Origin of the sequence: Legionella sp. (assembly GCF_965140895.1) — a bacterium.
Lineage (GTDB): Bacteria > Pseudomonadota > Gammaproteobacteria > Legionellales > Legionellaceae > Legionella.
Window position 1 is genome coordinate 24,309 of sequence record NZ_CBCSKT010000084.1, and the last position, 13,668, is coordinate 37,976.

Consider the following 13,668-nt stretch of genomic DNA (forward strand, 5'->3'; position numbering starts at 1 on the left):
ATTTATTTATCTACTACAGCGTAAGTTTCTCGTAAGAAGAACGTTAATACGGCCGCAATAAAGATACCTAAAGGTATAACAGATAGTGCGAACTGATAATCAGCCACAGTGTACAACTTATGGACGTTTTCTACAATAGCTCCAGTAGCTTCGGTTCGCGCTGAAAAACTAAAATCCAATAAATGTCCAACCAGGGGTTGCAACAGCATCGCGCCGAACATTACGATCATATTAGTAATAGCCATCGCGGTACCCGCAGCTTCACCAGGGCTTAATTCGCGACCTACGGCAAATACAATTGCTTGAGCGCTATACAATAAACCTAATAAAAACATTAAGATTTGTACATTAGATTCGGTTAAACCAGGAACATACAAAATAATTAACATCATGATCATGGCACCAGTAGCACCAATAAGCATGGGGAATTTTCTACGCTCGAAACGATCTGAAATATAACCCATCAATGGAGCACCGATGGTGAAACCAAGGAAAAGCAATGAGTTGGCAAGCCCCGCAGCATGAGCAGATAAACCGTGAGCGTGTTTTAAATAAGGAATACCCCATAGTTCAGCAAAAACAGTCGTTGGTAGATAAACTAAACAACCATACATACCGTTAACCCAAATTTGCTTGTTACGAGCAATAATTGCTAAATCAACTAAGCCTTTTTTGAAGGAAGAAACAGTTCCACTTTGTCTATGACGCCCTTTCTTATCTTGAATACCAGCCCATAAGATGAACGTTAAAACAATACCGAAAGCTGCAGTCGTATTAAGCGTTCTAACCCAACCTAACTTTTCTACAAAAATTTCTAAGAAGTTATCACCGAGCATCGCACCTATAGTACCTAATGCTGCAGTCATTCCTGAAACCATCGCTAAGCGATTTTCTGGCAACCAAATCGTTGCAAGCTTTAGTACACCCACAAAAGCAAATGCCGAGCCAAGACCTACTAAGAAGCGCCCTGAAGCCGCCACCCAGAAATTTGTAGTTCCGGTGAACAGAAAGGTACCGAGCACACAAATGACACAGGCGAGAGTTAACAAACGACGTGGACCATAACGGTCAAGCAATAAACCCACCGGTAATTGCATAGGGACATAGGCATAATAATAAATAGAAGAGAGATGCCCAAAGCCTGTCGCCGATAAATCAAAGTGGGTACGTAAAGACGATTCCATCGCGCTAGGCGCAATTCTTAGTAAATATTCATAACTGTAGAATATTGCCCCAAGAGCACAAATAAACCACCCCATTAGGGTGTAATTCTTACGATTCTCAGAAAGCAAAGTCATCTCCTTAACTATTGGGTTAAGTAAAAGCGTGTGCCAAAACGGCCACGCCTTTTCTTTATATTAACTCCAAGGGTTTATCCCAGGTACCGCAAAGTACTTCATTGATTAGGCAGAACGATTCATCCTGTAAATCTAATACTGCAACCAGGATAACTACCAAGAAGTTACCGTTATTTTAAATAATGATTATTTTGACTCACGCCGCTAGCAATTGCCGCTTTAGCAACAGCTGCAGGAACCCGCTCTTTTAAGCGAGGATCAATGGGCTTGGGAATAATGTAATTAGGCCCAAACTCCCAATCTGTAACACCTGGGTAATTATCCTTAACTACCTGGGGAACCGGCTCATGCACCAATTGGCGTATTGCTTCAACTGCAGCAATTTGCATGGCTTGGTTAATGCATGTTGCACGCACATCCAGTGCACCACGGAAAATATATGGAAAACATAACACATTATTTACCTGATTAGGATAGTCGCTACGACCAGTTGCAATGATTACATCATTACGAACTTGATGAGCAACTTCCGGTCTTATTTCCGGATCAGGATTTGATAACGCAAAAATAACAGCATTAGGGGCCATTAAATTTAATAACTCGGCATCTAATAAATTAGGCTTGGCAACACCGATGAACACATCAGCATCAACCAATGCATCAGCTAAAGTACGGCATGATGTTGTACGGGAAAAAGCAAATTTATAAGGATTAAGATCAGTACGCTCTGAATGAATAACACCTTTGGTGTCCAAAAGCGTCATATTCTCTTTATTTGCTCCCAATGCAGCTAGTAAACGCATGGATGCAATACCTGCAGCCCCTGCTCCAATACATACAATTTTTGCATCAGACAATGTTTTCTTTTGTAAATCCAACGCATTTAACAAGCCTGCAGCAACAACAATGGCGGTGCCATGTTGATCATCATGAAAAACAGGAATACTTAATTGCTCAATTAACGCTTGTTCGATTTCAAAGCACTCTGGCGCTTTAAGATCTTCTAAGTTAATACCACCAAAGGTAGGAGAAATGTTTTTTGCGGTAGAAATAAATGCTTGTGGGTCATGGGCATCAATTTCGATATCAAATACATCGATATCAGCAAAACGCTTAAATAAAACCGCCTTGCCTTCCATCACCGGCTTACTGGCAAGAGGACCAAGATCACCCAAACCAAGTACCGCGGTACCATTAGTCATTACAGCTACTAAATTACCTTTGTTAGTATAACGATAAGCAGTTTCAGGATTTTCTGCTATGGCCAGCACAGGAGCTGCTACGCCCGGTGTATAGGCCATAGATAAATCATGCTGAGAGTTAGTTGGCTTAGTTAGGTGAACACTGAGTTTTCCTGGAATGGGAAACTCATGATAATCCAATGCTGACTGTTTTAAAACTTCATTATCCAAGGTACTTACTCTCTTAAATAAAAACCAATACAAAACAGGGTTTGCTCAACACTCCAACTCTTATCGATCTGTCACGACTATTCCGAAGGATGAGTTAAAGCAGCAAGACCAGCTACTAAACTTCTAATTTCCGGAAAGGAAGTCGCGGAGAAAACACGAATTGAGAGGAGATTTGAGCGTCAAAGCCCTGACAACTTACCAAAAAACTACCATGATGATAATAATTTTTCAATAAGTTAAATTAAATGCGCGCAAAAATGCGCGCTTCACAACTATTCTTTTGATGCAGCCGCAGCAGCACGTTGGCTATAACGATCACGGAACTTCTGAACTCGACCACCAGTATCAACTAATTTTTGCTTTCCGGTATAGAAAGGATGGCATTGTGAACAGACTTCAATGTTTAGATCTTTACATAAAGTTGAACGAGTTTCAAAAGTCTCGCCACAGCTACAAGTAACCTTAACAACTTCATAATTTGGATGAATCGTTGCTTTCATAACACTACTCTCTTATAGTTCAAATGAATATCGCCACCTAGACCCTATTGCCAAGCACCATATTCTATACAAATGACCCGAAACAATAGCAGAAAAACTTCGGTAAAGCAATTTTTTCTAATATTGGCCCGCATGGGAACTGTACCCAATCGTTTACCATAGCATATAAATTTATTTTTGCTGTAGGGGTGAATTACTTCATGAGCGTTTGCGCTCCTCGCGGATTGTGTTCTCATTTTCCTTGCCAATCTCATAGCTTGGCGCAAAAGAAGTCCTGGTTGAAAACAACCAGGCTACTCTGAATAGATAGTTCGCGCGCGAATGTATTGTTGGTTTACTCCCCCTCCACATCCAACTCAACCCAGGCTGGGGCGTGGTCCGAAGGTCTTTCTGCCTTACGTGGCTCAACATCTATACTCGAACTACGGCACAAGGTATTCAACTCCTGATTTAACAAAACATGGTCAATACGTAAGCCTCTATTGCGTCTAAAACCCGCAGCACGATAATCCCACCAGCTAAATGTTTTTTCTGGCTGTTCAAAATTTCTAAAACTGTCATGTAAACCAAGTTGTAACAATCCAGCAAAAGCTTCTCGTTCAGGTGGACTTACCAATACACAGCCTTCCCATTCCGTAGGATCATGCACGTCTCGATCTTCAGGCGCAATATTAAAATCCCCTACTACCGCAACTTGCGAATAAGTACTCAATTGTTGTTGGATAAACGCGGTTACTTTCTGTAACCAATTTAATTTATATTCGTATTTATCCGAGGTGAGTTCGGAACCATTGGGTACATATAAATTAATTAAACGTATCCCTGCAACCGTCACAGCCAGAATACGTCGTTGCGGATCGTCTAAATCAGGGATATCCGTTACTGCTTCAGTAATAGGGTAACGACTAATTACGGCAACACCGTTATAAGTTTTTTGCCCAGAATACACTACATGATAACCCATTTCCGTAAATGAAGACTCGGGGAAATTTTCATCAGTTAATTTGGTTTCCTGTACAGCCAGAATATCCATCTGAGATGAATCCATCCAGGCCAGTACCTGCTCTAGCCTGATTTTTAATGAATTGACATTCCAACTGGCTAATTTAAGCATACCAATCTCCTTTGTATTCAATCATGAATGGCGCATGATCGGACAAACGAGCGTCACGAAATATGCGGCTATCAACCACACTTTCAGTTAAACCTGGGGTAATCACCTGATAATCGATTCTCCACCCTACATTCTTTTCCCAGGCTCTACTGCGATAAGACCACCACGTATATTGTTCTTCTTCCTGATTGTGTATCCGAAAGGCATCAATAAAGCCCATGGGGCCAAATAATTCATCCATCCAGGCGCGTTCTTCGGGCAAAAATCCGGAGTTTTTCTGGTTCGAGCGCCAATTCTTTAAATCAATTTTTTTATGGGCAATATTGTAATCCCCACAAATAATCAATTCGCGCCCTTCATTTTTTAACTGCATTAAATGTTTTGCAAATTGTTCTAGAAAGGCGTACTTAACTTCCTGACGTCCATCACCACTGGTTCCCGAAGGTAAATAAAGTGAAATAACGCTTAATTTAGGATAGTCAAATTGAATGTAGCGTCCTTCGTTATCGCAATAATCATAACCAATCCCTTTGATGATACGAGTGGGTTTATGACGTGCATAAATTGCTACCCCACTATAGCCTTTTTTTTGCGCTGAATAATAATCACAGAAATAGTCACGAGGGAAAAACAATTCCTCTGGAACTAGTTGTTCTGGATGAGCCTTAGTTTCTTGTATGCAGACGAAATCAGCATCTTGAGCAGCCAACCACTCATAAAACCCATTTCGTGCAGCGGCACGAATACCATTGGCATTGAAACAAATTACTTTCATCTTATTTACTCATTTTAAGAGCGGCATGTGCCAAACGCTCACCTAAATTCTTAGCCAACGTGATTTCATCCTCACTCAGAGTACGATCATTAGCCACACCAGAAACATGGGTTACCCCATAAGGAGTTCCACCAGTCGTTGTATCGTTTAACGCTGGTTCAGAATAAGGTACACCTAATAGAACCATCCCCTGATGTAATAAGGGTAGCATCATACTTAATAAGGTGCTTTCCTGACCACCGTGCATACTTGCCGATGAAGAAAAAACACAAGCAGGTTTATCAATTAAATCTCCTGCTAGCCATAAGGAGGAGGTGCTATCGAGAAAATATTTCAAGGGAGCGGCCATATTTCCAAAACGGGTGGGACTACCTAAGGCTAATCCCTGACAATGACGTAGATCATCTAAAGTTGCATAAGGCGCCCCGCTATCAGGAACCGGACTATCAACGGCTTCGCAGGTAGTGGAAACTGGAGGAACGGTTCTTAAACGTGCTTCAATTCCAGAAACTCGTTCTACTCCTCGTGCAATATATTGAGCTAACTGAGCCACGGAGCCAGTTCGTGAATAGTACAATATGAGAATATAAGGTTCAGACATCAATAACTCCATGATTTTCTTTTAGAGAGGTGGATCATACATTAGAATGGGAATGAGTAAACTAAAGAATTGTAGTCAGATGCTTGCAACTAATTGCACTTACTGAAAGAAAATTATAGCGCAAAGCGTAGGCTGGGCTGAAAAGCCAGCCTACATTAAACTTCACTTCGTTCACAATGACGGCAGTTTTGCATGCCGATGAACAAGAATTGATTGAGATTTAAAGAATATAACGTGCTAGATCTTCGTCAGCGACTAATTGGCCTAGATTCTTATCAACGTATGCTTTATCCACGTGTACAGATTCGCCTGATTTGTCAGTAGCGTCAAAAGAAACAACTTCTAACAAACGCTCCATAACCGTATATAAACGGCGCGCACCAATATTTTCCGTGCGCTCATTAACCTGCCATGCAACCTCGGCAATACGTTGAATTCCAGACTCATCAAAGCTCAAAGTTAGCCCTTCGGTTGCCATCAGAGCCGTATATTGTAAGGTTAATGAGGCGGTTGGTTCGGTAAGAATACGCACAAAATCATCAACCGATAATGCAGAAAGCTCCACACGAATAGGTAAACGCCCCTGCAATTCCGCAATTAAATCAGAAGGCCTAGCTACGTGAAATGCACCCGAAGCAATAAAGAGAATATGATCGGATTTAATCATTCCGTATTTAGTAGATACAGTGGTTCCCTCTACTAAAGGCAGGAGATCTCTTTGTACTCCTTCACGTGAAACATCACCACCGCCACTTTCAGAGCGCTTGGCGACCTTATCCAATTCATCGATAAAGACAATACCATTTTGTTCCACGCTCTCAATAGCGCGGATTTTAATGTCATCTTCATTGATTAATTTAGTTGCCTCTTCTTCACGTAAAAGTTTCATTGCCTTAGCAATCATCATCTTACGTGTTTTGGTACGATGAGTTCCTACTTGTTGGAACATAGACTGTAACTGGCTCGTCATTTCTTCCATACCTGGAGGTGCCATAATTTCGATACCAACAGGTGTTGCAGAAATTTCTATTTCAATTTCATTTTCATCCAATAAGCCTTCACGTAATTGCTTACGAAATACTTGTCGGGCAGTGCTGTCTTTTTCGCCAGGTGTTAAACTTCCACGAGCAGGAGGCAATAGAACATCAAGAATGCGCGCTTCAGCGGCCTCCTCAGCCAAGTGCTCGACTTTTTTCATCGCTAATTCACGTTCTTGCTTAATCGCAATGTCCGCCAAATCACGCAAAATTGAATCGACATCACGACCAACATAGCCAACCTCAGTAAACTTAGTAGCCTCAACTTTAATAAAAGGTGCATGAGCCAATTTAGCTAAACGGCGTGCAATTTCTGTTTTTCCTACCCCAGTAGGACCAATCATCAAAATGTTTTTCGGCATGATCTCATTGCGCAAAGCAGCATCCTGAATTTTCATACGGCGCCAACGGTTACGTAATGCAATAGCTACCGCTCTTTTGGCATCATCTTGCCCAATAATGTGTTTATCTAATTCTTGAACGATTTCTCGTGGAGTCATTACCATGCTGTTATTTGCTGACATTGTTTAACTCTTCTATGGTTAAATTGTTGTTGGTATAAATACAAATCTCACCGGCAATAGTTAGTGCTTTACGAACTATGTCTCCGGCAGATAATTCTGTATTTTGCATTAAGGCACGCGCAGCAGCTTGAGCAAAGGGGCCGCCGGAACCAATCGCAATCAAACTTTCTTCAGGCTCAATCACATCACCATTACCCGTAATAATCAAAGAAGATTTACTATCAGCGACTGCAAGCACGGCTTCCAGACGGCGTAAGATTCTATCGGTTCGCCAATCTTTAGCTAATTCAACCGCAGCACGTACTAGATGACCTTGATGCATTTCCAACTTACTTTCAAAACGCTCAAAAAGAGTAAATGCATCCGCAGTACCTCCAGCAAAACCAGCAATCACCTGATCTTTATAGAGACGACGAACCTTGCGCGCATTCCCTTTCATCACGGTATTACCCAAAGTAACCTGACCATCGCCACCAATAACGACCTGGTTCCCACGCCTTACTGAAAGAATGGTTGTCCCACGAAACTGTTCCAAAATAAAATCCTCGAATTTAGGTTAACTATACGTTGGCATGTCATCCCCTCTTATGCGGGAATGACAAGAATACTTAAGGCATAAGTGGGGATGAAAAAGAAAAAAACAATGGGATCAAATTAAAAAAGATAGACCCTGAGATAAGCTATCTAATCCTAAATGCTGGGCAATACTCTGACCAATATCTGCAAAAGTATCCCGGCGACCAATAGAACGTCCTTTTAAGCTAGGCCCATAAACCAGAACCGGAATATGCTCCCGAGTATGATCAGAACCAGGACGCGTTGGATCACAGCCATGATCAGCGGCAATAACAACTAAGTCATCGGGCTGTAATAAAGCATCTAATTCTGGCAAGCGTGCATCAAACTCTTCAAGGGCATGCGCATAGCCAATCACATCACGGCGATGTCCATATGAAGAATCAAAATCAACGAAATTAGTAAAAACTAAACTGCCTTGAGGTGCTGTTTTCATCGCGTCTAAAGTTGCATCAAATAAAGCCATGTTGCCATCTGCCTTAATTGTTTGCGTTATGCCTTGATGTGCATAAATATCTGCGATTTTGCCTATGGCAATAACTTCATGATCCGCGTCTTTTAAATGATCAAGCAAAGTTTTTGCAGGAGGTAAGGTTGCGTAATCTTTGCGATTACCAGTACGCTTAAAGGAACCGGGAGTACCGATAAACGGGCGCGCAATAACACGACCAATTTGATACTCATCAACTAATTCGCGGGCTATTTCGCAAATCTCATACAACCGCTCTAAACCAAAGCTTTCTTCATGCGCTGCAATTTGAAATACGCTATCCGCAGAAGTATATACAACAGGTTTGCCCGTAAGCACATGCTCTTCACCGAGTTCATCTAGAATTGTGGTTCCGGAAGCATGCTTCTCGCCCAAAACGCCAGGAAGACCTGTTCGTTGAATGAAGGCATCAATTAATTTTTTAGGGAAACAAGAGGGTTGGTCAGGAAAATAACCCCACTCAAAGGTTACAGGAACACCCGCGATTTCCCAATGTCCACTTGGGGTATCTTTACCTAAGCTTTGCTCAACGGCATAACCATAATAACCAATTGGGTCTGCAAACGCCGATAATTCAACAAATCTTAATCCAGAACTGGCAAGTGCTGCATGATAAAGGCCTAATTTAGCTAAATTGGGCAAAGTTAATGGGCCTTGGCGTAAACCCGTTTTATCGCCCCCCCCCCTGCTCGCATACTTCATGAATATGCACAAAGGTATTCGCACCTTCATCACCATAACGTGCGGCATCAAGGCTTGCACCAATGCCGAAAGAATCCATGAGTAAAATACAAACTCGTCCAGTCATGCTTATTCCTCACTTTGTTGACAACGTGTTTCTTTTAAACCAAATAGTATGAGAAACGCAATTAATAAACCAATTGGTAAAATAATTGCGGCATGTTGATAGGCGTCAAATGAATAAACTGGGGCACCATTAACCAAGTGCATCCCACTATGATTGATTAATAAATTGCTAAAAATGTTTTGATATACAATGTAGCCACCTTGGGTCAGAATGGAAACCACACTCACTGCAGTTGCTGTCATTGCCGGTGAGCTGCTTTCTGCCACTAAAGCATAGCTAATCACTTGAGTTGAGGTAAATAATCCCAGTAAGAAAAATAAGAAAATCATGGCACCAAAAGATACCGGTGCGTAAAGAATAGCTAATAACGTTAGCAAAGACACCAAAACACCTACTTTCATAGGCAAAACACGCAATCCTATTTTATCGGAGGCCCATCCAGCTAAAGGAGAACCAATAATCGCACCTAAAAAGAGCATTGTATTAATAATTGAAGCCTGTTCTCCAGTAATTTCCAAACGTTGCTGCAAGTACAAAGAGCCCATCATCGCCCCAAAGACAGCAATCGCCATGTTCATTAAGCTTGCATAAAATGCGGCACGGATATACTGAGGATTAAAATAAGCTTTCTTGGCTGCGGTCATTACATCAAATGCAGGAACAACCTTTTTAACTGCCTTCTGGGGTCTTTCTTTAACCCAGAAAAACATTACCACCAGCATGGCAAATCCTAAAATACCCACATCCTGAACTGCCTGGCGCCATCCAACCAAACTGACCAATTTGGCTAAAGGATACTGAGCCAGCATACCGCCAGCCATTGCTATAGTCACAATAGCTCCCGTTACTAAAGCCATGCGCTTGGGAGGAAACCAGTGGGATGCCAAACGAACCGGACCTAAAAAGCAAAAGGCACTACCAATACCGGTGATAAAACGGGAAAGTAATGCAATTGCAAAAGAATGAGAATGCGCTAATAAAAAAGTACTCGCAACACACAAAAACATCGCGACAAGTAAGGTATTTTTAATCGAAAATCGGTCTAGCACCATCCCCGCAACAAAGAGAAAAAGCACATTAGAGACATAATAAATGCTGGATAACCAAGCCATTTTATCAGCTTGAATTTGGTAATCTTGCATGATGGTTTCCGCGAGGGAAGCAAACATGTTTCCTTGGATAAACTCATAAAAAAAGAATAACGTGGCAGCAAAACATACCATCCAGGGTAAGAGTGATGATTTTGTGTCATCATATCCTTGAAATTCATCCACCATGTGCATTTTTACTCCTCCAGAATTAGCGCTTGCAATACGTCTCACGGGTTAATAATACGGCTATTAGTGCCGCAGCCGCAGTTATGGGAAACATCCACATAGCAAATTGAAAATCAGCAACCGTATACGTTGTTGCTGCATTTGCATGATGAGCCATTAACGAGCCAAATAATACTTGTCCTACGCCGCCACCACCCATAATGATTACTGAAGCGATACCTGTTGAGGCGCCGGTATTGTCTGCAGAATTACTTTCTGCAATTAAGGGATATGAAATTACTTGCGTGCTGGTAAAAAAACCTAGGGCAAAAAAGATAATACTTAATGTCAGCTGAGAAAGGGCCATATTTAAAAATAGCGGGAGTACCGTCAGCAAGGTGGCGAATGCACCAATAATCATCAAAGGTTTACGTCGGCCTTGTGAATCAGACAACCAACCAGCTAAGGGGCAACCAATCACACTGCCCATAAAAATTAAACTGACTACATTGCTAGCAGCCATTTCAGGCAACTGATGGACCACTTGCAAATAACTAGCCCCCCATAAGGCACACAACACCATAATCGGCAAATTCAAAAAGGATGTGTATAGCCCTGCCAACCAATTTTGCGAGTTGGATAAGGCATTCATAAAGCATGCACGAACATTCCCTTCATTACCCTGCGTTTTCACAGGAGCATCGTGAGGTCTATCTTGAACAATCCAGTAAATCCACAGCCATAAAACAACACCTACAGCACCATCAATCAGTAGGGCTTGGCGCCAGCCAAATAGCTCATTAAGGTATGCAAAAGGTGTGTGCGCCATCATGCCACCAATAAACGCCATGGTAACTAAAGAACCAACAACCAAGGCTTGTCGTCGAGGAGGAAACCAACGAGCAACTAACACGACACAGGATAAAAAGCAAAAAGCGTTACCTATTCCAGAAAGGAAATGGAAGAATGAAGCCAGAATAAATGAATGCGTTAAAGCAAAACCTATCGTGCCAAGAATACACACCAACATAGCGGATAAAATAACGGTGCGAGCAGAGAAACGATCCAGGATTACACCGGCGGGAAGAAGAAATAAAATGTCGGCCCATAAATAAGCACTAGACATCCAACTTAATTGCGTCGCATCAATATTGAAATCATTACGTAAGGGCTGATTAATTACGTCAAAAATATTGAGCTGAAAAAACTCGTATAAAAAAAACAGTCCGGCGGAAAGGCATACAACCCAAGCCATCAGATCACCACGAGGTACAAAAGTTCTCGAATCCATTGCTACAGAATGCGACACAAATACTCCTCACATTATGGCTTAAAAATTGCGCAATAGTATAACAAAATTCAAATCAAATTGGTATCTTTAATGTAACAAAGCGAAGCTCCGCAAGTTCAAGGCCCTGCCCCGAATGGCACAGACTTAAACAAACTCCCCATCGTACACACCTCCCACGGCTTGTCCGCGTGAGGTAGAATCTGTGTGTCTTCAGCCACAAAAGATTTAATCATTCATTAAGTTAAGTGCCATTCATTCACAACGCCCTATTACGAACAGTGTATCCCAGAACTACGCAACAGCACTAAAGACTGTCCATTACTAACAATTTTATCTACTTCTTGCATACGAGCAAATAAATCAGGCTTTATTTGCGATATTTTTTTGGAGCTAACTGCAATATAATTTTCCTGATTGCTCGCAAGTAACTTGCAAAGTTGCTTATGCTTAAAAATAAAAGCGACCTTACCGGCAGCATAAAACTGAGCGGAGTATTCGGTTTTATAATCCCAATAAATAAGTTTGCTGTCAGATGCAGGTTTTTGCGCTTGCCATGCCGCCACAACTGCTTTTTGCGTTTTAGAAACGACATCAGGAGCTGTATTAAACGCAATGGTGGCTGCTAAAAACAACATTCCACAGCTCAGGGCTAAACCTGGTACTAACTTCTTAGCACCTAACATCGCCCCCGCCCGGACCCAATACTCGGTAAAAAATAAAGCAAATGCGGGTAATGAAGGAAATACATAGGTGTAAATAATATTGCTAGAAAAAGTAAAAAATAATAACGGGACAACTGTACATAAGAATAGAAAACCTAACCACCCATCTTCATCACGAAATAAAGAAGGCAAGGTTTTGCGATAGCTTACAAACCAAGTAACACCAAGCAATCCCCAGGGGAAACTACCTACGGCCGCAAAAACCCAAATCATACCCCAATGCTCTTTATGAGCATATCCGTATTTATCGCCTGTCCATCCAGGTGTAACAAATCGGTGAAAATGCTCTCCAACAATAAAGTATTTTAAAAATCCTGGGGTACGCATTTCTGCCAAAATATACCAAGGAAGTGCTATTGCTAATGCGAGAAGAGTTCCTTTTATCCAAGGCAATCTATTCCATAAATTACGCCATTGGTTTCTCAATACAACCCAACAAAAAATTGGCATCCCAGCTAACACTGTAGCGACAGGCCCTTTTGCTAATAAACCTAAACCAACACCAACGAAAAAAGCATAAGACCAGATTTTATGATCATCAACAACCGCTCGCCAAAAGGAAACCAAAACCAGGGTTGTGCAAAAAATTAAAGAGGGATCCGTCATTACGGTTCCTGCATCCAAAAAGAAATACAAGGTGCCAGCAAGAATTAAAGCAGTGAACGTTGCCACGGTATGACCGCTATGTTTTTTAGCCAAATCCCAAACCAACCATAGTGTTCCTATAGATAGCAACAAACCTGGCAAACGTACTGCAAGTTCATTCACGCCAAACAATTTCATGGACAATGCGGAGAGCCAGGTAGACAACGGGGGTTTTGCCCAAAATGGTACTCCATAATCATGGAGTAAGGTGACCCAATTTCCAGTTTCCAGCATTTTACGTGCAATTTCAGCGTAACGAGCCTCGGAAACATCGTTAAGCGGAATAAAGTACATGGAAATAACACGACAGATTAGAAGGAAAGACAGTACAAATAATGCATGATTAAAAAATTGCCTTTGCAATAGTTTATCGTTTTCTATGTTCAAAACTGACCCCACTCAATATTGCATAGTAGTCAAAATAAATGAGCTACAAAAAAATTTTACCCTAAAAAGCTGTTTGCATTTTCTTTAGCTTAAACCAGAAGAAAAGTAAAGAGCCTCTGAAGAATGAAAGGGAATATTACCCGTTATTAAAATTAATACAAATTTTTTCATACTTTTTTCTATTTTATGTAGAGAAATACTCTCTTTTTAAAGTGATAACCTTTTGTATGCA

Annotated in this window: 11 protein-coding genes and 1 pseudogene; all 12 read right to left on the reverse strand. The window is 41.4% G+C overall.

Translation table 11 applies throughout. The annotated features are described in order from the left end of the window. Positions 1–2: 2 nt before the first annotated feature. Positions 3–1,292: an MFS transporter gene (locus ACQY7T_RS09730; RefSeq protein ID WP_428413019.1), complete on the reverse strand. Its 1,290-nt coding sequence runs from the start codon at positions 1,290–1,292 to the stop codon at positions 3–5. A 176-nt stretch (positions 1,293–1,468) separates the two neighbouring features. Beyond that, positions 1,469–2,710: a malic enzyme-like NAD(P)-binding protein gene (locus tag ACQY7T_RS09735; RefSeq protein ID WP_428413021.1), complete on the reverse strand. Its 1,242-nt coding sequence runs from the start codon at positions 2,708–2,710 to the stop codon at positions 1,469–1,471. Between the two features lie 272 nt (positions 2,711–2,982). Further along, positions 2,983–3,210: a 50S ribosomal protein L31 gene (gene rpmE, locus ACQY7T_RS09740; RefSeq protein ID WP_133135897.1), complete on the reverse strand. Its 228-nt coding sequence runs from the start codon at positions 3,208–3,210 to the stop codon at positions 2,983–2,985. Positions 3,211–3,544: 334 nt separating this feature from the next. Next, positions 3,545–4,324: an exodeoxyribonuclease III gene (gene xth / locus ACQY7T_RS09745; protein WP_428413023.1), complete on the reverse strand. Its 780-nt coding sequence runs from the start codon at positions 4,322–4,324 to the stop codon at positions 3,545–3,547. Next, positions 4,317–5,099 carry an exodeoxyribonuclease III gene (locus ACQY7T_RS09750; RefSeq protein WP_428413025.1) on the reverse strand — a complete coding sequence of 261 codons (783 nt, stop codon included), beginning with the start codon at positions 5,097–5,099 and terminating at the stop codon, positions 4,317–4,319. Before ACQY7T_RS09750 ends, xth begins: the two co-directional genes overlap by 8 nt. 1 nt (position 5,100) lies before the next feature. Further along, entirely contained in the window at positions 5,101–5,700 is a 600-nt protein-coding gene (wrbA, locus tag ACQY7T_RS09755) for an NAD(P)H:quinone oxidoreductase (RefSeq protein WP_428413027.1), read from the reverse strand. A gap of 220 nt (positions 5,701–5,920) precedes the next feature. After that, positions 5,921–7,243, reverse strand: coding sequence for an ATP-dependent protease ATPase subunit HslU (gene hslU / locus ACQY7T_RS09760; protein ID WP_428413050.1), 1,323 nt, complete (start codon positions 7,241–7,243; stop codon positions 5,921–5,923). 4 nt (positions 7,244–7,247) lie between these two features. After that, a complete protein-coding gene (hslV, locus tag ACQY7T_RS09765) occupies positions 7,248–7,796 on the reverse strand; it encodes an ATP-dependent protease subunit HslV (protein WP_428413029.1) in 549 nt (182 codons plus the stop codon). A gap of 114 nt (positions 7,797–7,910) precedes the next feature. Further along, positions 7,911–9,135 (reverse strand): annotated as a pseudogene (locus ACQY7T_RS09770) (phosphopentomutase). Between the two features lie 2 nt (positions 9,136–9,137). Then, positions 9,138–10,418 carry an MFS transporter gene (locus ACQY7T_RS09775; protein ID WP_428413031.1) on the reverse strand — a complete coding sequence of 427 codons (1,281 nt, stop codon included), beginning with the start codon at positions 10,416–10,418 and terminating at the stop codon, positions 9,138–9,140. Between the two features lie 16 nt (positions 10,419–10,434). Beyond that, positions 10,435–11,700 carry an MFS transporter gene (locus tag ACQY7T_RS09780; RefSeq protein ID WP_428413033.1) on the reverse strand — a complete coding sequence of 422 codons (1,266 nt, stop codon included), beginning with the start codon at positions 11,698–11,700 and terminating at the stop codon, positions 10,435–10,437. A 251-nt stretch (positions 11,701–11,951) separates the two neighbouring features. Next, the gene (locus ACQY7T_RS09785) at positions 11,952–13,436 is read right to left on the reverse strand and encodes an ArnT family glycosyltransferase (RefSeq protein WP_428413034.1); all 1,485 of its coding nucleotides are present in this window, start codon (positions 13,434–13,436) and stop codon (positions 11,952–11,954) included. Between the last annotated feature and the right edge of the window lie 232 nt (positions 13,437–13,668).